The sequence below is a fragment of the Herpetosiphon sp. NSE202 genome, assembly GCF_042688385.1.
Lineage (GTDB): Bacteria > Chloroflexota > Chloroflexia > Chloroflexales > Herpetosiphonaceae > Herpetosiphon.
This window is the reverse complement of sequence record NZ_JBHUPY010000005.1, coordinates 352,070-376,530: the sequence shown is the minus strand read 5'-3', so window position 1 is coordinate 376,530 and position 24,461 is coordinate 352,070. Positions and strand designations below refer to the sequence as shown.

Genomic DNA, 24,461 nt, shown 5'->3' with positions numbered 1-24,461 from the left:
GCGTACGCGCTTGTGCCGAGAAAACGAATTAAACAAAGCTGTTGCGATGAGATAGCGACAACAATACGCCTATTACCAACGCATGCCTATAGGCTATTCGTCCTATCGAGCAATTTATCCCCCATAGCACCAACAAGCACTATAATGAAGCAGGGACTAATGAGGTATAGCTTGCTCCGACGAGTGTTGATCTCAGCCAGCAAATGAGGTGTTGCGCATGTTTACGGTTGGTGAATTCGCCAGAATTGCCCAAGTTTCGAAGCGTTTTTTGCGCTACTACGATGAATTAGGCCTATTTCCACCAGCAACTATTGATCATAGTAATGGTCGACGTTATTACAGTGCCGAGCAATTGCCTGCATTAAATCGCATTTTGGTGCTCAAAGACTTGGGCTTTTCGCTTGAACAAATTCGCGATTTGAGCCACGACCAGATTTCTGCCGACCAAATGCAACGTCTCTTGCGCCAAAAAAAAGCTGAAATCGAGGCCCATCTGCGCGAAGAACTGCAACGTATTCAGCGGATAGAATCACGGCTGAATGCGCTTAACGATTTCGACAAGCCGCTGAATGTTGTGCTCAAGCCAATGCCCAGCCAAGCAGTGCTCAGCACCCGCATCATCGCCGAAAACTTCGAATCTGGCTTGCAGGCAATTCAACAGATTCGCCAGCATTTGCCAACCAGCAAACGCTATGGCATGTGTTTTTGCATTTGCCAAACCCACAATGACTCGCTGTTTGATATGGATCTCGAAATTGGCTGTTTTATTGAACAACCATCGCATGCTCCGGTCAAAATTTCCCAGCAACTTCAATTAAGTTTCGATCAGCACCCAGCCAGCGAGCTCATGGCCACAGGCGTTGTGCAAGGCCCGATTGAAAAGATTCTGACCACTTATGAGCAAATTGGGCGTTGGGCCGAACTTAATGGCTATCGCCCAACTACTCTACCGCGTGAAATTTCTCTGCGCCTGCCCGAAAACCCCGATGGCAGCGATTTGCTGACCGAAGTGCAATTTCCAATCGAGCCAATTCAAAAATGAATATCTGATGAGTGCGCCAAAATAAGTCTTGCAGTTAACGCTACGTGAAGATTTAGACTGCTCATGGATTTGATTTTCTAGTGAGGAAAACCCATGACAGCGAATAATCTGATTTTGGTAACTGGCGGCACGGGCAAAACTGGCAAACGAATTGTTGAGCGTTTGCAAGCGCAAGGCCATAACGTGCGGGTTGGCTCCCGCTCAGCTAGCCCCAGCTTCGATTGGGATGATCAGCAAACTTGGCCCGCAGCCTTGGCCGATGTCCAAAGCGTCTACATCAGCTACCAACCAGATCTGGCAATTCCCAGCGCCATCGACACGATTCGCGCATTCAGCCAATTGGCGGTCGCCAGCGGAGTCAAACATTTGGTGCTGTTATCTGGGCGCGGCGAAGCTGCCGCCCAAGCCTGCGAGCAAGTCGTTCAAACCTCAGGAATCGCTTGGACAATCGTGCGGGCTAGCTGGTTTATGCAAAATTTCAGCGAATCGTTTTTTCACGAGCCGCTACTGAATGGCCAAATTTTTCTGCCCGTCAGCGAAGTCAAAGAGCCATTTATTGATGCAGATGATATTGCCGATGTAGTAGTTGCCGCATTAACCAATGTTCAAACTCACGCTAGTCAACTTTACGAAGTAACTGGGCCGCGCTTAATGACCTTTGCTGACGCAGTGAGCGAAATTGCCCAAGCCAATGGCAGCCCAATCGATTATCAGCCAATTCCAATCGAAGCCTATATTGGGGCCTTGCACGAGCAACAATGGCCCGCCGACATGATTTGGTTGGTCGAATTTTTGTTTCGCGAAGTGCTCGATGGCCGCAATGCCCACCTCAGCGATGGAGTCGAACGCGCTTTGGGTCGCCAGCCCAACGATTTCAGCAATTATGCTCGCGAAGCAGCAGCCCGTGGTGTTTGGCAACTTGCTAGCGTAAATCACTAAGATGCCCTCACCCCCCAGCCCCCTCTCCCACTGAACGCGGGCGAGGGGGAGCACCCATTTTTACTAACGAATTGCCGAAGAACTATGCCGTTAAAACCGCTCGCCCGCACTACGGGAGCGGGGTTAGGGTGAGTGACTTTTAATTTTGGAAGGAGTTTGGCATGTCAAACCCAACAATCCTCGTAACCTATGCCAGTCGCGGCGGCTCAACGGTTGGCGTAGCGCAAACGATCGCCAAGGTGCTCGCTGCACAAGGCTTGCAGGTTGAGCTTTTGCCAATGCAGCAGGTGCGCGATTTGAATCGCTATCAGGCGGTCGTGGCTGGCAGTGCAATTCATAAAAATCGGTGGCTGCCAGAGGCTTTGGCCTTCGTCAAGCAGCATCAAACTGCATTACAAACTAAACCCTTTGCTGCCTTTTTGACCTGTTTGGCCTTGGCAATGACCAAGCAACCAGCCAAAACCAGCGCCGATGTAGCCGAATGGCTGCAACCTGTGCGCAATTTGGTGCAGCCACAGAGCGAAGGCATGTTTGCTGGCGTGCTTGACCTCAACAAAATCAGCTTAGGTTATCGACTATTATTTCGCGCTGCAATGCTCGTGCGGCGCTGGCGTGAAGGCGATTATCGCAATTGGTCAGCAATTGAAGCGTGGGCCGCTGGCCTGCCCCAGCAACTTGCGATGTAACAGGCTTTGGGGATCGGTTGTTGGGGGTCGCGGATCAGTGATGAGTAACCGCGAAGGACGCGAAGATCGCGAAATACAAAGAGCACACATTTTGGCGAGCAGCCAGCACAAAAACAGTCCACGGAGAAACATTTGGGGGTACAGGGGGCTGAAACCCCCCTGTGTTTCCCGCCGGGGCGGGACGGAAGGGTGGCGAAACAGGTTTGGGGGATTCGGTTGTCAGGTATCAGGAACCAAGCAACCGCGAAGGATAAAGAGCACAAAGTTTGGGGTTAAGAAGCATATCAACAATCTACGAAGAAACATTTGGGGGTGCAGGGGGCTGCCCCCCCCTGCGTCTCCCGCCGGCGGCGGGACGGAAGGGTGGCGAACCATTGATAAAACTAAAAAATTCAATCAATTAATGCTTCAGCCGTGGATCAAGCGCATCGCGCAAGCCATCGCCCAACAAATTAAAGCCCAGCACAGTCAGCATAATCGCAATCCCTGGAAACAGCGCATACCACCATTGACCAGTGCCAACATATTCGCGGGCGGTTGACAGCATCGAACCCCATTCAGGGCGCGGCGGTTGTGCGCCAAGCCCCAAAAAGCCCAAGGCCGCAACACTGGTAATCGATGAAGCCACGCTCAAGGTCATTTGCACCAAAATGGGAGTTAAGCTGTTAGGTAAAATATGGCGCATCAGCATCCGAGTGCGGCTAACTCCAACCGCCTCGGCGGCGTGAATATACTCTTGATTACGCACGCTCAACACCGCCGCCCGGGCAATCCGCCCAAAAATTGGCACTTCGATCACAGCCACCGCCAACATCGCATTGAACAATGGCGGATCAAAGATCGTTTGCAAAATTGGCAGGTTGGTAATTTGTTGGCTAAATTTATACGAAAACGATTCACGATTATTGCTGATCGCCGTCAAGGCAATTGCTAGCAGAATTGAGGGAAACGCCAGCAAAATATCCATCAGCCATGTCGTGATTGTATCGATAATGCCGCCGAAAAAGCCTGAAACCAGGCCCAGCAGCGAGCCAAAAATAACCGCCAAAACCACCGCAAACGTGCCAACCGTCAGCGAAATTGGCGCACCATGCAACACCCGAATAAAGATGTCGCGGCCTAGTTGGTCGGTGCCAAATGGACGTTCAAAACGTCCCCAAGGCGTATCTTTGCGCGCTTTATCGATGCTTTTCTTGGCAGCGTCGGCGCGTTCTTCCTGGCTCATCAGCCACGACGGCGGCTGCAATTTATTGGCGGTATCACGATTGAGAGTTTGGTCGAGGGGTTGCACAATCGGCGTGATAATCGCAATTGCAAACAAAAAGGCACAAATCGCCATGCCCATGATGCCAACCGTGCTACTCAATAGCCGCCGCCGAGCATCACTCCAGAGCGAACGCGGCTTGCGCAACAGTAACGCTTGATCGCTCGTCGGTTTATTGGTGATAGTTGGTTCAGTTGTCGCCATAGTCACCCTTTACTAGCCCAGTGCAAAACGCCGAGCAGCGTTATTTAAATTGAATCCGTGGGTCAAAGAAGCGGTAGGAAATATCAACCAAAGTATTGATCAACACAAACACCAGCGAAACAAACATCACGCCACTTTGCACCACCGGATAATCACGCGCCAAAATGCCGTCGAGCAACCAGCGCCCAATGCCTGGCCACGAAAAAACCGTTTCAGTCAAAACAGCGCCGCCAAGCAAAAAGCCCAGTTGCAGCCCAATCACCGTAATTACGGGAATCAGGGCATTACGCAAGCCGTGGCGCAAAATCGTAATCCTTGCCGATAAACCTTTGGCCCGCGCCGTGCGAATGTAATCTTGATAGAGCACTTCGAGCATCGCCGAACGCGTCATACGCGCAATGCTGGCCAGCGGCACAGTTGCCAAAGCTAGGCTGGGCATAATCAAATGTTTAAAGGCATTTGTGAATATGTCAAATCGCCCAAGCAACAAGCCATCGAGCAAATAGAGGCCAGTAATTGGCTCAAACGTGCCATGCAAACTGGTATCAAGCCGCAAACTGGGATCGAGCCATTTGAGCTTGACCGAAAACAAATATTGCATCATCAAGCCAAGCCAGAAAATTGGGATTGAAACGCCAAGCAGTGCCACAATCATACTGCCAGCATCAAGCAACGAGCCACGTTTGGTCGCCGAAACCACGCCCGTGGTTACCCCAACCACGACCGCAATCAACAAAGCGCTGAGGGCCAATTCAATTGTCGCTGGAAAACGCTCCTTTAATTCTTTGGAAATTGCTTGGCGGGTTTTGATCGAATCGCCAAAATCGCCAGTTGCAAAATTGGTGATATAGGTTACATATTGGCTTTCAAACACGTTGCCGCCCTCAAAATTGAGGTATAAGGGCCGATCAAGCTTGAGTTTGGTGCGCAGAGCTGCGCGCTGTTCAGGGGTTGAGCGCTCGCCCAAAATAATAATCGCGGGATCGCCGGGGATGGTGCGCAACAGGGTAAAAACCAGCAGTGAAATGCCAAGCAGGACGGGAATAATGCCAAGCAGCCGACGAAAAATATACCCAAGCATGCATTCTTCCTTACTATACGCCGCTTGTTAAGGGCTAACAAGCGGCGTAGGCTCGGCTATTGGTTATTTGGTGATCGAAATTGGCGCGAACGATTCGCCACCAGTTGGGTTTGGCACCCAACCTTGAAGCGATTTCTTGGCGGCCAAGACTGGGGGAGCATGAACAATCGGAATCCGTGGCAAATCGCTATTAATCAACTTGCCAGCTTCTTGGAACAATTTAATCGATTCGGCAGGTGTAGTTGCGCCACCAGCATCAGCCAGCAACTTCCAAACTTCTTCGTTGCTATAGCCAGCTTCGTCGGCGTTGCCTGGGCCAAAGTGGGTGAACAAGAAGTTGTTTGGGTCGCCATAGTCGCCCGTCCAACCCAACATCACCATGCCGTTTTTCAGGCCAGCATCCCAGTTATCGAGGTATACGCCCCAATCTTCGGTTTTGAGTTCAACTTTGATCCCAACGTCGGAAAGTTGAGCGGCATAGAGTTCGGCCACCGACTTAGCATCGGGGTAGTAAGGCCGTGAAACCGGCATATACCACAATTCCAAAGGCAATTCGGTGCCATCGGTCAAGACCATGGTGCTAAAGCCATCGGCATAGCCAGCTTCGGCCAACAAGGCTTTGGCTTTTTCAGGGTCATAGGCATATGGCTCTAAATCGCTTGGGCGATAATCCGACAAGCCATCGGGCAAGAAGTCGTCGGCAATTGAGCCAACACCGCCATACGAAGCATCGAGAATTTCTTGCTTGTTGATTGCATAGGCCACTGCTTGGCGAACTTTCACATCGTCAAATGGCTTATTGTTGATGTTCAACGACAAGTAAGCGATGTTGAACGGAGTCAAATCGACAACTTGCAACTCGGCACTTGAAGCGATTTTATCGCGGCTATCAGCGCTCAAGTTGATCGTGAAATCAATCGTGCCAGCTTCAAGCTCGGCCAATCGTTGGGGAGCTTCAGCAATAAAGCGTACAACCACACCTGGCATTTTGGCCTTGTCGCCCCAATACTCTTCGTTACGCACCAAGGTAATGCTTTGGCCAGCATCCCAGCGCTCGAATTTGAAGGGGCCAGTGCCAACGCCGCCAACTTCTGGCGAGCCATATTTTTCTTTGGCAGCTTTCACCGCTTCTGGCGATGAAATCCCGAAGTATGAAGCAGCCAAATAGCTTGGCAACAACGGTACAGGGCGGGTCAAAACAAACTTAACTGTGGTTGGATCGACGGCCACAATTTCTTTGAAGGCGCTGTTGGCATCGCCAGCATAGCCACCAAAGATGTCGGGCACGATGTTGTATTGCTTGCCTTCGGCGCGGAAGCCAAACTCAAAATCAGGCACGAACAAGCGCTGGAAGTTGAAGACAACTGCATCAGCATTGAAGTCGGTGCCATCTGAGAATTTGACCCCTTCGCGCAGGGTAAACGTCCACTCGGTCGAGTCGGCGTTTGGTTCCCATTTGGTTGCCAATTCTGGCTGTACTTCCAACGTGCCTGGCTTGAAACCAAGCAATGATTCTTGAATCTGGCGGGTCACGATCAAGGCCGTGCCTGTCGTGGTATCCATTGAATCGAGCGAATCTGGCTCGCCCGAACCACCAAAGACCAAATAATCATCGGCATTGCCAGTTGTTGGAGCCTCGGTTGCAGCAGCGGCTTCAGTTGGCGTGGCTGCGGCGGTGTCATCTGTAGGAGCGGTAGTTGCGGCGGCGGTGGGTTCGCCACCAGTCGCAGGAGTGGAACCAACGGTGGCAGTTGGGGTGGCACTTGCGCCACAGGCAGCTATCAGCGGTATCATCAATACCAGCAGCAAGAGCCAACCAATCGAACGCTTACCCGGTTTACGGAAAGACATGAGACCTCCTTAAGCTAGGCGTTCCTACGATAGTCTTACACTCGTCATCTCCACTGATCCAGAGCGGTGCGGTTTTCGTATTATAGGGCAAAATCCATGTGGGGTAAAATCTTGTTAATCTATTATGATTAAATTAAAGGTATTCCCTTGCTCCCCAGCTTCCTTCTTACAAGGGTAGGTTTTGAGCAATTGGTCAGCGGTGGAGCGTTCCCTCACCCCCAGCCCCCTCTCCCACGAAAACGCGGGCGAGGGGGAGCACCCCTGATTCACCAAGAAATTGGCAGAGAACCACGATCTTAAAGCCCCTCGCCCGCGCCACGGGAGCGGGGTTGGGGTGAGGGGATCTTAATACCCTTTGTAATAATCTCTTACCTCCAACCTTTCCTTCGCGGTTCTGTGATCGTGAGGAGAAACCAAATTTAGTCGGCTTGATAACAAAAATTTGATCAAAAAACCCTCTCCTGCGACGCAAGAGAGGGCTTGGAGTGGGTGAGAAAAAATTAAAGGGCGGTTTGGTTTTCGCGCACGGTGGCCAATTTACCAAGGTGGCAGGCTTCGCTCAAGCTCACCAAATAGGGCAAATCTTCGCCATATTCGATTACGCTAATCGAAGCATTGGTAATCCACAGGCGGTTGATTCGATCCATATTGATGCCTAAGGCATCGGCAACCAAAATCTTGACAACCACATCGTGGGTTGAAAAAACAACAGTTTGATCGGCGCGTTCGCTCAAAACCCGTTCTTTAAAGTCGATCACGCGCTTAAGAATGTTGGAGAAGCTTTCGCCATTGGGCATTTGCGAGCGGGTGGGGAAATATTGCCACTCGCGTAATTCGGCACCATATTGGGCTTTAACATCGGGGCTATAGAGTCCCTGCCAATCGCCGTGGTGAATTTCAAGCAAGGCTGGGTCGTCAATAAATGGCACATCGGGGTGGAATTCGGCAATCGCGCGGGCGGTGTTGTTGGCTCGTTGCAAGGGGCTGGCATAAATCACATCAAGCTTTTCGCGCTTGAGGCGTTGGGCTAAGGCTTGGGCTTGTTGTTGGCCGAGTTCGCTCAATGGCGCATCTTCTTGGCCTTGATAGCGACCGATTTTATTCCACTCACTCTCACCGTGGCGCACCAAAATTAACCGCATAAAGCCTCCAAATGTAAGGATGAAGGGCGAAGGATGAAGGATGAATGGCCCTCACCGAGGCGATTCATCAGTCAACTTAATCCTTCAGGGTTGCAGGGTTGTGCGTCGTTGCAGTGAGTGAGCTGCATTGCTCTACGGCGTTGTATCATACCAGATCTTGCAAGATTGGTGGTATCCTGAGCAGATTGCCCAATCGTGGCGAGGCTGTGGTCGTCAACTTTGCGCCAAATGATTGCTTAGTTTTAGAACACTAAAACTACAAACGGCCCAGTTGGGCCGCTTGTAGGAGAGAAGAGTGTGTGTGAGGAGGAAGGATTTGACCGTAGTATGCCAGCGCTAGCTTACGGCCCACCTAACAATTAATCCAGCCCATCCTCCTATCAGCAACTAGCCACATGGCCTATACTTCGCTCTTACCCCAGCCCTGCCTCGCTGGGCTTTTTTTATTTCGTCAAACGCGCATAGCATCAATCTAAAAATATCTACCTATCTATAATAGCAACTTAATTTAATCAGGCTGCAAAAACGCAAACTTAATTGCATCAATTTAAACAGCGGGCATTAAATCGAACGGATATTCGTTTATTGCGCGCACATATATGCATCTACCTATCAGCTAGAGTAAGTGCATCGTGAGTGTTCACCAAGGAGGTTGTATGAGTGATCCCCCAGTCATAGGGGCATTGAAGAGTATGACAAACTCGGTCAAGGCTTGGTCAAATACGCCACTAGAATCAATCTTCAACCAAATTAGCTCAGCGACCGAGCCAACTTCAGCGCCCTACTTTCTACAAGCGCAGCGCTTTAGTCTAAGCGAAACAGCGCTTTTTCCAGGCAAAGAACGTCCGCAGGTTTCCGCAGATTTGCACAACGAATTCATGATGGCAATTAACCAATGTAGTGAGGATCCAAGCACTCATTTAGCCCAAATGCTCAGCATCTTTCAGGATTATGCGTGGGCTGTCAGCTACCAAACGAGCCAAAACGAACCTGTTGATCCGGTTGTGTCGCTCTACGATTATGCCCGCACCAAGGCTGCCTTGGCAGCAGCTGGCGATCAAGCGTTATTGGTCGGCGGCGATATTTCCGGCGTGCAAGATTTTATCTACACCATCGCAGCCAATCGGGCGGCCAAAAGCCTGCGTGGGCGCTCGTTCTATTTGCAAATGCTCACCGAAGCGCTGGCTGGCTGGGTTTTGGCCCAAGCAGGCATGCCAAGCAGTAATTTGCTCTACAGCGGCGGTGGGCGCTTTTATGCCATCGTGCCAGCTGAATGCTCCACGCACATCGCTCAATGGCGACGTGAGCTTGGCCAATTTTTGCTCAGCGTGCACGATGGCGAGTTGTATGTTGCCTTGGGTGCGGCCACAATCGTCGATGCAGATCACGATTTTGGGGCCTTGTTTCGCGCAGTCAACGACAATGTGACTGCTGATAAACGCCGGCGATTTGCAACCCTTGATTCGCAAACAATCCAAGCAAGCCTGTTCACGCCGCGCGGTCATCGCGGCAACGAAGAAGATCGCTGCGCAACCTGTGGCTATATGGGGCCAACCAAGCTCTTTGTTAACGAGCAAGTTGATGTAGGCGAAACAGCAGGTAAGCTTTGTTTGCTCTGTGAAAGCACAATTAAGCTTGGTTTCAGTTTGCACTATGCCCAATTCCTTTGCATTAGCCGCCCAGATTCCAAACTTAACGCTGTTACTGAGCGCGCCTCATCAAAGGATATTTTGGCGGCCTTGGGCACACAGGTCGAGATTTGTGCCAGCTACAATGAATTACTCAACTATCTCGAAAAAAATAGCAATGGCTCGATCCACGTGCAAATCATTCGCCCATTTGCCAACGATCTGAAGCTGTTAACTGAGCTACGTAGCCAATATCGCCAGCATGTTTTCAGCTTTCGCCCAATCGTCAATGTTACGCCCAAACAACCCAATGGCGCGGTCAAATCGTTTGATCAGCTTGCCGATGCCAGTCGTGGGATTAAGCGCTTTGGGGTGCTGCGCATGGATGTTGACGATCTTGGCGATATTTTCGGCTATAGCCTTGCCAAATCGTCATTGGCCCGCATTTCGAGCCTCAGCGCCGCCTTCTCGCGCTTTTTTGAAGGCTGGGTCGGCGAAATCTGCCGCAATCAACAACTCATTACGTCAATCTACCAAGCCGATCAAACCCAGAGCGAGCAGATCTACAGTGTCTATTCTGGTGGCGATGATCTGTTTGTGGTTGGCGGCTGGGATGTATTACCGCACATCGCGAATCGCATTCAGTACGATTTACAACGCTATACCGGCTATAACCCATTAATCCATGTTTCAGCGGGATTGAGCCTGCACACCAAGAAGTTTCCTTTATATCAAGCGGCCAAACTGGCTCACCACGCGCTTGATGAGGCCAAGGATGCTGCGCCGCGCAAAGCAATCCGTAAAAATGCCTTGACATTCCTCGATCAAACAATTGCTTGGGAAGCCTATCCGGCGCTTGTGGCTTGGCATCAGCAATTATGGCAACTCTATCAGGCCGAGCATGGAATGGTGCGCTCGCTTCTCCAAGTGCTGATGGAGTTGTATAGCCAATATCACGATCACGGCCAAAGACGCCGCGAGTCGGGCAAAAAGCAGACCGCCTATGGCCCCTGGATTTGGCATGGCAAATATCAACTGGCGCGCATTCGCGAACGCCACAAGCACAATCAGCAACTCGAGGACTTATTGCTCAAAATCGATAAAACCTTATTTACTGGCTTTGATGATCCTGATCGGATTAGCCTGCGCACCATCGAGCAACTTGGCCTCGCCGCCCGTTGGACTCAATTATTAATTCGTGAGCAAGGAGATTAATATGCCTGAGATTAGCGAACAAGACCGCGAAGCAATTATTGCTGGCGACGATATTGAAAAATTAGTCGAAGCTGCGCAAAAAATTGGCTCCCGCCTAGCCTACGCGCGCCTAACCACCAGCCAAATTCGCGGCATTTTCGGCACAGTGCGCCGCATCGAGATGGATTGGGTGATGCCCAGTTTGCAGCAGCAACGGCCTGATGCTGTGCGCCGCGCCCAACGTGAGTTTGCCTTGCTCCAGCCACGCTTGGCCTATCAAGCCAAACGCGAACGCGGAGGTGCAGTCCAAGCGCTCAGCGATGAATTAACCCCAGCCATTAAATTGGTAATGGGAGCAAAAAATTCCAGCCCAGATAATTATTACCAACGCTTCCGCAACTTTGTCGATTTCTTTGAAGCAATTTTGGCCTATCATCGCGCATTTGGCGGCCAATAAACGATTTGTTACAACAATTAATGCATATAGCGTGAGGAAGATTCATTATGTCAGATCAAACACCAAAAATCAAAATTGTTGGCCGCATTTTCGTCAATTTTGAAATTCATGCCTTAACTGGCTTGCACATTGGCGGCGCAGCAGGCACATTGGCCATTGGCAATGTCGATAATCCGGTTATTCGCAATCCATTTAGCAACGAACCCTACGTCCCAGGCTCATCGTTACGGGGCAAAATGCGCTCGCAATTGGAAAAATTGTATGGCTTGGCCCAAAATGTTTCAATTGGCCGCGATGTATCAATTCATTCGGCCAAAACCCAAGCTGAATACGATAATAGCCCTGTTTTACACATTTTCGGTATTCCTGCTGCTGATTTTCTGACCGAGCCAACCCGCCTGATTGTACGCGATGCAGCCTTGAGCGAACATACCCGCACTGCATTTCGCGATGCCCGCACCGATTTGCCATACACCGAAGTTAAATGGGAAGCAGCGATCGATCGCGTTACCTCAGCGGCCACCCCACGCCAGCAAGAGCGGGTTCCGGCTGGGGCTATTTTCGACGGCGCGTTGACCTTCACGCTCTACAACGATCAAGATACCGAGCTATTCAACACCGTCATTCGTGGGCTTGAGTTGGTCGAAGAAGATTATTTGGGCGGCCAAGGTGCACGTGGCAGCGGCCAAGTTGCCTTCAAAAAGATCGAGATCAGCTTCAATCACCACGAACAAGCAGTGCTGAGCAAACACAAGCTCGAATCGTTGGCCGAGCTGCGGGCGTTGTGGGCGGATCAAGGCTACGCTGCCAAATAAGAGGAGAGCAGCATGGAATTTAATCTAATTCGGCTCCAGCCTCAAGGCGCGTTTCACTTTGGCATGCAAGGCATCGACATGGAAATTGTCAGCGAAACCTGCCCATCGGATACGCTGTATGCGGCGCTATTTTGGCAGGCCTTGCAACAAAGCCATCGTTGGGCTGATGCGCCTAGCAATCCACCATTCACCATCTCGTCGTGCTTTCCATATGTTGATGGAATTCAACTCTTGCCAGTGCCAATGCTACCGCCCAAGATCAACGAGAAACCAAACGCTGGCGAGCGCAAAAAATTTAAAAAAGTACGCTTTGTATCCAGCGAGATTTTCATTAATCTGCTGGCCGGAACCCACTCATTGCGTAATTATTTTGAGCCAGAAGCCAGCGTGGCGTTACAACATGGCAGCGTGTTGGTCAGCACAGCTGAATTCAAGGCCAGCCAACGTGATGCAGAAAAGCCACTTTGGAAAATCGATTCGATTCCGCATGTGGCGGTCGATCGCTGGAGCAACGCCTCAGCCTATTACGAAACTGGCCAAGTGCGTTTTGCGCCAGGCTGTGGCTTGGCTATCTTGGCGCTTGGCGATATGCAACAACTCATACAGCTCTTGGTGCAAGTTGGCATCGATGGGCTTGGCGGGCGGCGCAGCAAAGGCGTTGGCCAATTTGAGCCAGTCTTGCAAACCGAAACCCTCAATTTGCCAGCCGCCACCAGCGATTCGGTGATTGTGCTTTCGCGCTATTTGCCAAGCGCTGCCGAGCTTGCCGCAGGCGTTTTGGCCGAGCCAGCAGCCTACAGCCTAGAGGATGTGACGGGCTGGATGTATTCGCCAGTAGCCAAAGCCCAGCGCCGCAAAGCAATTTGGATGATCGGCGTTGGCTCGCGCTTAAATCGTGCAGGGCTAGCGCATTCGATTGTTGGCGCAAGCGTCGATGTGGCCCCAACCTACGACAACCACATTGCTGGGGTAAGCCACCCAGTCTGGCGGCATGGGCTGGCGCTCACGGTTGGCTGTAGCCTAGGAGGCGAGCAATGAGCGTCCATTCACTAACTATTGAAACGCTCTCACCAGTGCATATCGGCGCTGGCGGGCCAGATTTGCGGCGCAATATCGATTTTGCAATCTTCGGCAAAACGCTGTATATGCTCAACATCGATGCGGTGCTTGAAGCAATGTTGCCCGAAAATCCCAACGATCGTTACTATCAACAAATCTTGAACGCTCCAGATTTAGGCAGCTTGGTAACAGCCGAGCAGCTGAGCAAGCACCCAGAACTGTATTATTACAAACTTGAGGGTGTTTCAAAGCTGGAAACCATGCGGCCTGCAATCAAACAATGGACAAACGCGCCTTATATTCCAGGTAGCAGCCTCAAAGGAGCTTTGCGCAGCGCGTGGGTGCGCCAACAATATCAACAACGCAACCTCAGCTTGGATTTGGATCGGCTCAATGATCGACGTGAGCGAGCGTTTCAAGGCCAAGAGGCCCGCTTACTTAGCCCAAAAGCGCCACGGCCAGCCCAAGTACCCAACTACGATCTCTTTCGGGCAATCCAAATTAGCGATAGCCAACCTGCGCCTGATGATGCACTTCGGCTATACAACGCAGTGGTTTTTCCAGCAGCCAATCAAGGTATTCCACTCGATTTGGAGGCGATTAAGCCGCGCATGACCTTACAAGCGCGGATCAAATTCGATGACTATATCTTAAAAACCCAAGCCAAACACTTTGGGGTGCACGAGCAAGGATTTAATATCGAAGCATTAAAACAAGCTTGGCGCGAGCAAGGAATCGCCCGCATTCAACAAGAATTGACCTTCTGGACGAATCGCCGTGAAGGCGAGCATGTGCAGCAATTCTTTAGCAACCTTGAACAACAGGCCAATGCTGCTCCCGACAATTGCTTCTTCATCGATATTGGCTGGGGCACAGGCTGGAAGAGCAAAACGCTTGGCGACGTAATCAAAACACCGCAACTCGCCAAGCTCATGCAACGCTATCGGCTTAGTCGCAAAGAATATCGCGAGGGCGATCGCTTTCCCAAAACACGCCGCGCCGCCCGCGATACGAGCGGGAATCTGCGCGTACCATTTGGCTGGATCAAAGTGACGCTAAATTAGAGTTCGTTCGTATCTTAGCCTACTCACAAGACGAGTAGTCAGAAATTGGCGCTACGGAACAACGAAGATAGGAGATTAAAACCCATACCAACAATCTACAACGTGAATATTAGGGGGCGCAGGGGAATGAAAACCCCTGCGTCTCCTGCCTTCAGGCGGGACGGAAGGGTGGAGATCGAAGAACGAGCTGGTAAGAATTAAGAATCAGGGATTGGAACCGCGTTTGAGTTTGAATTAGGAGCAGCACATGCGACAAATTGCTTTATGTAATGTTGGAAATCGTGATGTAGCCGTAAATGGGTCAATCATTCACCCACCACGCTCGGCTGGCATGCAGCATTGGCAAACGTATAGCGAGCATCGATTCAGTGCTCCAATTATCGATGCCTTTGCTGCTTATTTTGAGCAAAAGAAGATTCTAATTGATTGCATCGTATTATTCGATACCGATCAAGCAGAAAATACTATTAAAACTGTAAAAACTCAAAATGATTTTAATTTACGCGATAAAGATACATGTTGGTTTGGCAAAATTCTAGAACGCTATATTCAAGAGCGCTGGAGTCATGTTATTCGTTCGGTCGAGCGTCGTACAATCCATAATATCAATCCAAGTTTATACGACGACGTAATGCAAGCTTTTGGTCAACAGTTAAGCACGATCAATCACCAGAATGATACTAAATATTATGTGCTGGCGGCTGGTGGAACTCCTGCCTTTAATAATGCCTTACAATTTAAGGCAATTGCTCGCTTTCGCAAAAATTGCTTAGTTTTATATAAACCTGAGCATGAAAATCGCCCATATCTTCTCAATATTCCAAAGCAAATTCTTGACTCATTCAATATTTCAACTGCAATTCAGCTTATTCAGCAGCATAATTTCTTTGGCGCAATTACCTTACTTGAAGGTTCTGTCGATCAGAATATTATTGAATTGCTTCATTATGCTAAGTATCGCGAAGATTTCAATTTTACAGCAGCTCAGGATGTTTTAGAAAAAGTTCAGTCTAATGTTAATGGATCATTACGAGATCTAGTTCATTCAATTCAACAGAACGACTATAATACTAATCATGCTGATCGAGAATTTTTGTTAGTTGAGCTTTTTTATAATGCACAAATCGCTTATACCAACGGACGTTATGTCGACTTTCTTGGGAGAGTATTTCGCTTTCAAGAAACAGTCTTACGCCATGTGATTGAAAACAGCTTTAATATTTCAACTGATTATAGCAATGCCCATAAAGCTGAGAATCAGGCAAAATTCAATCAAATCTTAGCCGATGATCCCATACTCCATGAATATCTTGAAAACAAGCAATTCGCAGGCAATAAGCTTGATTATCAACATTTTTCGGTTCCGGTGCTGCTGGCACTACTCGATTTTCTGACGAAAAATCCACAACAAAAATATCTGGCAAAAAAACAGGTAGGAATCTACACTGGCTTGCGTGAACTTATTATTAAACTTTCAAATCTCTCCGATATGCGCAACCAGAGCGTGATTGCTCATGGTTTTAAGGGCGTTTCCGAATATGAAATTATTAAGCATCTCAAACTTAAATCAGAACAAACCCCAATCGATCTATTACACGATATTTTAGCAAAAATCGCGATTGATGTCCGTGAATCGCCATTTCAGCAAATTCAAACTACGTTGACGCAAAAACTTTATAGCTTAATCTAGGAGTATGTGATGAGTCGATTATTAATTTGCAATATTGGTAATCGTGATGTTACGGTGCCAGCAGGAACTTTGCCTCATGATTTAGAGGATAATCATCGGGCAAAAATTAGCTATCTACGTGAACATAAGGCTACAATCAAACGTTCAATTCAAATAACGATGATTCAAAAGATTATCGATTATCTTGAGCGTGATTCGCTTGATTATATTTTATTATTTGGTACGCAACAAACAAATTCAGCTTATCAACACACTGATACCCTCACTGATGCAGAGCTGATCAGCGAGTTATTGGTTGAACGCTGGAACTTTCGGCCTGATCAGATTTTAGTCCATGCGCTTTCAGCCAACCCAACCCACCAAAATGAACTGATTCGCTTTTATGAACCAGTGCTTGCAGCCTACGACCAGCAACTTCAGCCAAGCCAAGTTATTTTGGAGGTAACTGGTGGCACGCCAGCAATGTCAACTGCTTTACAATTAACTGGGACTGAAATTTTTCAAGAGCGAGCCTTGCCCGTCTATATCGCGCCCGATAGTGCGCTGCCGCAACCAATTTCGATTGGGCGGCGCATTTTGGGTGGCCCTTTGCGTAAAGTAATTCAGGCCAATTTAGCAACCTTTCAATATCATGCTGCGCTCGATAGTTGGCGCTTATATCGGCCTTATTTCACCGATCTGCAGAGCGAAAGTAGCGCCAAAGTTATTGAGGGCATGCTGGCCCATGCTGCCGCGCGGGTCAATCTCGATGTGCCGCAAGCGCTTTTGGCAATTCGTGGCTTGGTTGGCTTGGCCGATGGAGTGCACGATCCAAAAATTCATAGCCTGTATAATGCGCTCACGCCGTTATCTCATGAAAATGCGTTGGCGGAAGTGCTAGCATTGGCAGAAATTCGCCTGAAAACCAATAGTTATGCCGATTTCTTGACCCAATTGGTACGTTATGTTGAAAATAGTTTACGTTTGGTCTGTTTGCGCTTAAATATTCCATTTATTAATTGGCAAGGCCAAGCCGACCCGCATGGAGCCAAAGTTGATGCAGGTTGGTTGCGGCAACAGCGAATTGAAAAGATTAGCGTTGGTCAGGCAGGATTACAAAAATTATTGAGTAGTTATGCACCACAGGATGCAAACGTGCAGCTTGTGCTCAAATTAGCCAAAGCATGCCAACCATTGATCGAATTGCGCAACGAAATTACCCATAGCTTGGGCGGAGTTTCGCAAGCTCAAATCGAACAAGCTTATGGCGCAACTGTAAGCACGATTTTGAACAATATTCAGCAAAGCTATCAGCAATTAACTCAACGTTCGCTAAATCAAAATCCCTATGATGCAATTAATCAATGGATTGTTCAATTACTCGATTAATAGTGAGAATAAGGAATATTACGATGCCAACGGCGTTAATCATGCAAATTCGGCCTGTTGCCAATGCCAGTGTTCAGCCAAATTTGGCTCGCGCAACCCATGCCGCCATTTTGAAGCTGATTCAGGCTGCCAAGCCCGATTTAGCTCAGCAAATTCACGATGAAATTGGAGTTAAACCGCTGACCGTCTCGAATGTGTTGGGCCTCAAGCCCCAAGCCAACCGCGCAATGGTCAACACTAGTGACGATTATGGCTTGCGAGTCACGCTTTTAACGCCAGTTTTGGAAGATCTGGCCCAGACTTGGCAGCCAGAGCAATTGGAATTATTGGATCTTGACGGCAGTGCTTGGCGGGTTGAGGCAATTTTACGCCAAGAGCATGAACATCCGTGGGTTGGCCAGCGCAGCTATAGCGAATTATTGGCTCCCAGCATGGCCCAAGATTCGATTGCGCGACGCTGGACGCTGCAATTTCATTCGCCAGTAACCTTTCGCCAGCGCGGGCTGAATCAGCCAATGCCAACCCCAGATTTGGTGTTTGGCAGCTTGCTTGATAAATGGAATGCAGTTGCGCCGCTGAGCTTTCCTGAAGAAGTCAAGCGCTTTGCCAGCGAATGTATGGCTACCAGCTATTTTGAATTACGCTCACAGCGCGAGCCAACCAAAAACCAAGCCTTGCAAATTGGCGCGGTTGGCACCTGCACCTACACTGCCACCTCGCGCGATCGCTACTGGTGTTCGTGTATTGATACCCTCGCTCGCTTTGCCTTCTGGAGCGGCGTGGGGGCGGGAACAACCCGCGGTTTAGGCCGCGCCCGCGTCGTTGAACGCTAAGGAGATTGATCAATGGCCACGCTGTATGTACTCGAACAAGGTGCGGAAATTCGCTGTGACGGTGAACGGCTGGCAATTTGGCAAACCGATCAAGAGCTGGGCAATGTGCCAATGGCCAAACTTGAAGATATTGTGGTGATGGGCAATGTTGGGTTTAGCACGCCTGCAATCAAACGTCTGCTTGATCAGCAGATTGAAGTGACGTTTTTGACCACCCAAGGACGCTATCATGGGCGGCTGATTGGTGAAGTAACCGCCCATGTTGCGCTGCGGCGCGCGCAATATCGGCGGGCTGATGACGAAGCATGGGCTTTAGCGATGGCCCAAGCCTGTGTGAGTGGCAAATTACGCAATTGCCGCGCGGTGTTGCAACGCTTTGCGCGCAATCGCCAAAGCGTCGATGCCAACGTCCAGGAATCGATCGCAGCGCTCGAACATTTTATTGAACGGGTTGATCGCACGACCAAAATCAGCTCATTGGTCGGAGTTGAAGGCAGCGGCTCGGCAGCCTATTTTGGCGGCTTACGCAGCCTGTTTGATCAAGAATGGATGTTTAATAATCGCAATCGTCGCCCGCCAACCGACCCGGTGAATGTTTTATTATCGTTGGGCTACACGCTGTTGGTGCACAAAACCCTAGGAGCCGTGCAGGCAGTTGGCTTTGATCCCTATCAAGGATTTTTACATCAACTTGATTACAATCGGCCATCGTTGGTGCTTGATTTAATTGAAGAATTTCGGCCAATTTTAGTTGATGCCTTGGTGATTCGCTGCTGTAGCGATGGTCGGTTAAGCGCGAGTGATTTTAGCCCCAGCGACGACCCAAAGCATCCAATTTTGCTAAGCAGCGAAGGCAAAAAACGCTTTGTTACTGCGTTTGAAGAACGCATGCGTACCGAGGTAACCCATCCTGATGGGGCAGATGGCCGACCTGGCAAAGTGAGCTATTGGCGCTGCATCGAACTGCAAGCGCGCCAGTTGGCGCGGGCAATTCAGACTGGCAATGGCTATCAAGCTTGGACAACACGCTAGGAGGATCGATGCTCTATTTGATTTCCTACGATATTGCAGTTGACAAGCGGCGCACCAGAATTGCCAAAATCCTTGAAGGTTTTGGTCAACGAGTGCAATATAGCGTCTTTGAATGCGACCTAACCGCCAAGCAATATAGCAAACTGCGGGGTAAACTGCACAAAGTGTTGCGGCCTGCTGATGGCGATAATTTACGTACCTATCGGTTATGTGGAGTTTGTGCGCCGCACACCGAAATTGTTGGCAATGGGCCAGCGCTCGAAACCAGCGTCACGATTTATATTTTTTGAAATATGGCTCTAGCGTGGGCCAAACTGAGGTTATCCACAATTTAATGTTCATAAAATGCCGCGCGATCCGATTCTGAAGGCCAAAAAGCGAGTTATCCACATGCAAATTTGCCTAAAAACCCGCCCAAAAATGACCAAAAAAATCGGACCGCGCAAACCGCGCGTTTTAGGGCCTTGCAAAGCCATGAAAATTGGGGTATATTCGAATAACCCAAATCCTCGTCAGGGGATTAAAACCTTGCGCTGGCAGGCCATGGATGCCGTAGACTTCCCACGCTATTCGAATAACCCAAATCCTCGTCAGGGGATTAAAACGTTCATCTATTCGATGGTCTGAGCAAAGAACGCTTATTTATTCGAATAACCCAAATCCTCGTCAGGGGATTAAAACCTAGACCATTCAGGCTTGCAACTGCGCTCACACCAGCCTTGAATTCGAATAACCCAAATCCTCGTCAGGGGATTAAAACTTAGTAACATACTAGACAATGCTGGTTCATATCAATTCGAATAACCCAAATCCTCGTCAGGGGATTAAAACCCTAGCAACAAATCGCGATCAATTGGCAAGCAAGTTGATTCGAATAACCCAAATCCTCGTCAGGGGATTAAAACCAATAGTCTATACCGCAAAACAGTAGCACTGGCAAAAGAGTATTCGAATAACCCAAATCCTCGTCAGGGGATTAAAACCCACCCCAAAATTCATTCAGGATCGCGACGGCATCTAGGGGATTCGAATAACCCAAATCCTCGTCAGGGGATTAAAACTCAACCACGACATCCTGTGGGGCAAAACTGTGGTGCAGAAATTCGAATAACCCAAATCCTCGTCAGGGGATTAAAACATCAGTAAGAAACTTGCCAATAACCCAAGCAGTTTCAGTATATTCGAATAACCCAAATCCTCGTCAGGGGATTAAAACGAAGAAGATACGCGGTCGTATAACCGCACCACGGTCAATTCGAATAACCCAAATCCTCGTCAGGGGATTAAAACTAATGACGTTATTCGCGAGCTATGGTGTGCTAATATTCTTTTATTCGAATAACCCAAATCCTCGTCAGGGGATTAAAACCCGCAACCTTTTACAAGCAAGCACTGGAGTTGCATTCATTCGAATAACCCAAATCCTCGTCAGGGGATTAAAACACAAGATGTCGTGTTCAATGCGTTGGGCATCGATGACAGATTCGAATAACCCAAATCCTCGTCAGGGGATTAAAACCGTCCCTAGGGCAATTGCGCCAACAACAACGGTTAGCTTTGATTCGAATAACCCAAATCCTCGTCAGGGGATTAAAACTGCAAACCGTGTTTTTAGTGATGGTTGCCGCCACAGTGATAATTCGAATAACCCAAATCCTCGTCAGGGGATTAAAACACCATCTTCGTCGTTTCTGTCAATCGAGAGGTATTTGAATTCGAATAACCCAAATCCTCGTCAGGGGATTAAAACTTATCAATCTCAAGTTGCGTTCGTTCTGTCATTGTTTATTATTCGAATAACCCAAATCCTCGTCAGGGGATTAAAACCGCGAGATGTCAGGAGCCGCAGCTGTGGAGTTCGGAGCTGCATTCGAATAACCCAAATCCTCGTCAGGGGATTAAAACTCTATATGTTCTTTTGTCAAGCGCGCCATAATAGATTCGAATAACCCAAATCCTCGTCAGGGGATTAAAACCAACTTGACCACCCGACCGAAGCCTTAGCCGACTTCCATTCGAATAACCCAAATCCTCGTCAGGGGATTAAAACTAACCATTACAGGATCGCAATACGGATTTAAAACGGTGATTCGAATAACCCAAATCCTCGTCAGGGGATTAAAACATCCCGTTGATCATGCCAACCGCGAGCGCTTGCGACAGGATTCGAATAACCCAAATCCTCGTCAGGGGATTAAAACGGTTGATGCGCTATTTGCATCAGAACCAAATCACGGCATTCGAATAACCCAAATCCTCGTCAGGGGATTAAAACACCATTGATGTGATAACAATCCCAGCTGCGCAACATATCGATTCGAATAACCCAAATCCTCGTCAGGGGATTAAAACCCGAGATGAAGCATTCGATATTCAGCGCTGGATGTTGGTATTCGAATAACCCAAATCCTCGTCAGGGGATTAAAACTAAAATCAGATTCCCGATCCTTCAGCGTCGCTTTGAAGATTCGAATAACCCAAATCCTCGTCAGGGGATTAAAACCTTGATCAATAAGCAGCATCTTGGTTGGCGCTTTGATAAATTCGAATAACCCAAATCCTCGTCAGGGGATTAAAACCAACCACCTCTGAGCGCGTCATGCGGGTTAGAGCATCATGAATTCGAATAACCCAAATCCTCGTCAGGGGATTAAAACGCTACGTAACTCGTTGCAGCGCGTCACATAGACCGCATGGATTCGAATAACCCAAATCCTCGTCAGGGGATTAAAACGAAAAAACCAACCAATCCGTCGTTCTTCCGACAACAATAAATTCGAATAACCCAAATCCTCGTCAGGGGATTAAAACTGTCAACTAAGAGGGCTAGGCAGGGCGCTTGCTGCGGTGAATTCGAATAACCCAAATCCTCGTCAGGGGATTAAAACTGGTTTGCCGTTGAATCTCAGCATCCACCAGTTCCTTGTATATTCGAATAACCCAAATCCTCGTCAGGGGATTAAAACGTTGTACTCGCATCCCCCTGGATAATCCCATGTCTCTCGCTCATTCGAATAACCCAAATCCTCGTCAGGGGATTAAAACTTAACACCAGTTGTTAATCCCACTAAATCGGCGTGAATTCGAATAACCCAAATCCTCGTCAGGGGATTAAAACGCACCAAAATGGGTTCATGCCGCATTTGATTTAATGCTTATTCGAATAACCCAAATCCTCGTCAGGGGATTAAAACACGCTAAATAGCGCTCGTGGTGGCAATGTCCCGCTTCATTCGAATAACCCAAATCCTCGTCAGGGGATTAAAACATATCAACGTCAATACGCCCATAAGCAGCGGCACTATGGCATTCGAATAACCCAAATCCTCGTCAGGGGATTAAAACGCAGTGCTGCCGAACGGATCAACAGCCAAGCCAAGGCGCTGGGCATTCGAATAACCCAAATCCTCGTCAGGGGATTAAAACTGATACAGGAATAATAACTTCAAAGTCACGAGCATTTTTCAATTCGAATAACCCAAATCCTCGTCAGGGGATTAAAACCAACTTCGGCCCTTTGCCCAAAATTGCAACTAATGCATTCGAATAACCCAAATCCTCGTCAGGGGATTAAAACTGATACTCCTTTTCTGCTTTCAAATTTCCCATCCGAGTGCATTCGAATAACCCAAATCCTCGTCAGGGGATTAAAACCATCAAAGAGCATGCCGAGCAGCATAGCATTGATATTCTGCAATTCGAATAACCCAAATCCTCGTCAGGGGATTAAAACGTCCACGCGCCGAATCCACACGTAGCGCAGTTCGCGCTACATTCGAATAACCCAAATCCTCGTCAGGGGATTAAAACCATTGTGGTAACTGAACTCATCAGCCGCGCGGGGTTCAGCGGGATTCGAATAACCCAAATCCTCGTCAGGGGATTAAAACGGCTTAGTGGTCACAATGTCCAAGTCAGCGTGCAAATTGCATTCGAATAACCCAAATCCTCGTCAGGGGATTAAAACATCAGACTGAGCGTTATACATCGCCTCAAACGCTGGACGATTCGAATAACCCAAATCCTCGTCAGGGGATTAAAACCCAATTAATAATAGGTGTTGTTAGAAAACCAATATCGGCTGTATTCGAATAACCCAAATCCTCGTCAGGGGATTAAAACGGCTACGAAGGCCAAAGCATTATTGCTCACTCACTTTCAATTCGAATAACCCACATCCTCGTCAGGGGATTAAAACCAAATAGTTGCTCACCGCTTCGCAGCCGCTGTATAAGAATTCGAATAACCCAAATCCTCGTCAGGGGATTAAAACCAACTGATGTTTGCCGAAAAAGACGGCGAGATACTAGAATTCGAATAACCCAAATCCTCGTCAGGGGATTAAAACCCAGTAATTCAAGCAGCAAAGGACTGCTGGAATCCAATTCGAATAACCCAAATCCTCGTCAGGGGATTAAAACTAATTCGACCGCAAAACCGTTGATTGTACCGTATTGCAATTCGAATAACCCAAATCCTCGTCAGGGGATTAAAACCCGCTGCCAGCTTGTTTTGTTCCGACGATGATTGCAACAATTCGAATAACCCAAATCCTCGTCAGGGGATTAAAACCAAGGCTATCTTCTCTGCCTGTGCAGCAGCTTCGCGGGCCTATTCGAATAACCCAAATCCTCGTCAGGGGATTAAAACTATATCATCGGGCAGGGATAACCCTGCCTCTTCATAAAATTCGAATAACCCAAATCCTCGTCAGGGGATTAAAACTAAGTAGGAAACAAATTAGCGCTTGCCCGTCAAATTGCATTCGAATAACCCAAATCCTCGTCAGGGGATTAAAACCTTGGTATCCATGGCCGCTGCCGCTTCTTTCTTACCAGATTCGAATAACCCAAATCCTCGTCAGGGGATTAAAACGTCAATAAGTGGTCGGCACGGGACGTTCGGGTACATTCGAATAACCCAAATCCTCGTCAGGGGATTAAAACTTTCGGTCGTGATAGCCCCAGCTCGCACGCCTGTTTTGAATTCGAATAACCCAAATCCTCGTCAGGGGATTAAAACGCCGTAACGGTCAGCGTTGACCCTTCAATAAATGATGGATTCGAATAACCCAAATCCTCGTCAGGGGATTAAAACTGAATGTGAACGAAT

At 48.6% G+C, this 24,461-nt stretch carries 17 protein-coding genes and 1 CRISPR repeat array (1 of these 18 cut by a window edge); of the genes, 13 read left to right on the top strand and 4 right to left on the bottom strand.

Features of this window, described 5'->3' with window-relative positions:
- The first annotated feature begins 217 nt into the window (after positions 1 to 217).
- The 3 genes from ACFMKP_RS07625 to ACFMKP_RS07615 all read left to right on the top strand — a co-directional run bounded on the left by ACFMKP_RS07625 (position 218) and on the right by ACFMKP_RS07615 (position 2,667).
- Complete coding sequence (locus ACFMKP_RS07625; RefSeq protein ID WP_382290542.1) at positions 218 to 1,042, top strand: MerR family transcriptional regulator; 825 nt, start codon at positions 218 to 220, stop codon at positions 1,040 to 1,042.
- Between the two features lie 93 nt (positions 1,043 to 1,135).
- Complete coding sequence (locus tag ACFMKP_RS07620) at positions 1,136 to 1,981, top strand: NAD(P)H-binding protein (RefSeq protein ID WP_382290540.1); 846 nt, start codon at positions 1,136 to 1,138, stop codon at positions 1,979 to 1,981.
- Positions 1,982 to 2,142: 161 nt separating this feature from the next.
- Positions 2,143 to 2,667 carry a flavodoxin domain-containing protein gene (locus ACFMKP_RS07615; protein ID WP_382290538.1) on the top strand — a complete coding sequence of 175 codons (525 nt, stop codon included), beginning with the start codon at positions 2,143 to 2,145 and terminating at the stop codon, positions 2,665 to 2,667.
- A 400-nt stretch (positions 2,668 to 3,067) separates the two neighbouring features.
- Here the strand turns inward: ACFMKP_RS07615 and ACFMKP_RS07610 are convergent, their stop codons facing one another.
- The 4 genes from ACFMKP_RS07610 to ACFMKP_RS07595 form a co-directional block, all read right to left on the bottom strand.
- Entirely contained in the window at positions 3,068 to 4,135 is a 1,068-nt protein-coding gene (locus ACFMKP_RS07610) for an ABC transporter permease (RefSeq protein WP_382290537.1), read from the bottom strand.
- 40 nt (positions 4,136 to 4,175) lie between these two features.
- The gene (locus ACFMKP_RS07605) at positions 4,176 to 5,216 is read right to left on the bottom strand and encodes an ABC transporter permease (RefSeq protein ID WP_382290535.1); all 1,041 of its coding nucleotides are present in this window, start codon (positions 5,214 to 5,216) and stop codon (positions 4,176 to 4,178) included.
- A 63-nt stretch (positions 5,217 to 5,279) separates the two neighbouring features.
- Positions 5,280 to 7,067: an ABC transporter substrate-binding protein gene (locus tag ACFMKP_RS07600; RefSeq protein WP_382290533.1), complete on the bottom strand. Its 1,788-nt coding sequence runs from the start codon at positions 7,065 to 7,067 to the stop codon at positions 5,280 to 5,282.
- 500 nt (positions 7,068 to 7,567) lie between these two features.
- Positions 7,568 to 8,209, bottom strand: coding sequence for a histidine phosphatase family protein (locus ACFMKP_RS07595; RefSeq protein WP_382290531.1), 642 nt, complete (start codon positions 8,207 to 8,209; stop codon positions 7,568 to 7,570).
- A 656-nt stretch (positions 8,210 to 8,865) separates the two neighbouring features.
- Here ACFMKP_RS07595 and cas10 point away from each other — a divergent pair.
- From cas10 to cas2, 10 genes are all read left to right on the top strand, one after another.
- Complete coding sequence (cas10, locus tag ACFMKP_RS07590) at positions 8,866 to 11,052, top strand: type III-A CRISPR-associated protein Cas10/Csm1 (RefSeq protein ID WP_382290529.1); 2,187 nt, start codon at positions 8,866 to 8,868, stop codon at positions 11,050 to 11,052.
- A 1-nt stretch (position 11,053) separates the two neighbouring features.
- The gene (csm2, locus tag ACFMKP_RS07585; protein ID WP_382290527.1) at positions 11,054 to 11,488 is read left to right on the top strand and encodes a type III-A CRISPR-associated protein Csm2; all 435 of its coding nucleotides are present in this window, start codon (positions 11,054 to 11,056) and stop codon (positions 11,486 to 11,488) included.
- Positions 11,489 to 11,535: 47 nt separating this feature from the next.
- The gene (csm3, locus tag ACFMKP_RS07580; RefSeq protein ID WP_382290525.1) at positions 11,536 to 12,303 is read left to right on the top strand and encodes a type III-A CRISPR-associated RAMP protein Csm3; all 768 of its coding nucleotides are present in this window, start codon (positions 11,536 to 11,538) and stop codon (positions 12,301 to 12,303) included.
- A 12-nt stretch (positions 12,304 to 12,315) separates the two neighbouring features.
- A complete protein-coding gene (gene csm4, locus ACFMKP_RS07575) occupies positions 12,316 to 13,341 on the top strand; it encodes a type III-A CRISPR-associated RAMP protein Csm4 (RefSeq protein WP_382290523.1) in 1,026 nt (341 codons plus the stop codon).
- Positions 13,338 to 14,426 (top strand): type III-A CRISPR-associated RAMP protein Csm5, encoded by a 1,089-nt coding sequence (gene csm5 / locus ACFMKP_RS07570; protein ID WP_382290521.1) that lies wholly within the window; start codon positions 13,338 to 13,340, stop codon positions 14,424 to 14,426. Before csm4 ends, csm5 begins: the two co-directional genes overlap by 4 nt.
- A gap of 247 nt (positions 14,427 to 14,673) precedes the next feature.
- Entirely contained in the window at positions 14,674 to 16,116 is a 1,443-nt protein-coding gene (locus ACFMKP_RS07565; protein WP_382290520.1) for a hypothetical protein, read from the top strand.
- Between the two features lie 9 nt (positions 16,117 to 16,125).
- On the top strand, positions 16,126 to 17,484 hold the full coding sequence (locus ACFMKP_RS07560; protein ID WP_382290518.1) for a hypothetical protein: 1,359 nt from the start codon (positions 16,126 to 16,128) through the stop codon (positions 17,482 to 17,484).
- 23 nt (positions 17,485 to 17,507) lie between these two features.
- The gene (gene cas6, locus ACFMKP_RS07555; protein WP_382290516.1) at positions 17,508 to 18,317 is read left to right on the top strand and encodes a CRISPR system precrRNA processing endoribonuclease RAMP protein Cas6; all 810 of its coding nucleotides are present in this window, start codon (positions 17,508 to 17,510) and stop codon (positions 18,315 to 18,317) included.
- Positions 18,318 to 18,329: 12 nt separating this feature from the next.
- Complete coding sequence (cas1, locus tag ACFMKP_RS07550) at positions 18,330 to 19,349, top strand: CRISPR-associated endonuclease Cas1 (protein WP_382290514.1); 1,020 nt, start codon at positions 18,330 to 18,332, stop codon at positions 19,347 to 19,349.
- Positions 19,350 to 19,357: 8 nt separating this feature from the next.
- On the top strand, positions 19,358 to 19,639 hold the full coding sequence (gene cas2 / locus ACFMKP_RS07545; protein WP_110519435.1) for a CRISPR-associated endonuclease Cas2: 282 nt from the start codon (positions 19,358 to 19,360) through the stop codon (positions 19,637 to 19,639).
- Between the two features lie 200 nt (positions 19,640 to 19,839).
- Positions 19,840 to 24,461: a CRISPR direct-repeat array (repeat unit 37 nt; unit sequence ATTCGAATAACCCAAATCCTCGTCAGGGGATTAAAAC) (it continues 8,588 nt past the right edge of the window).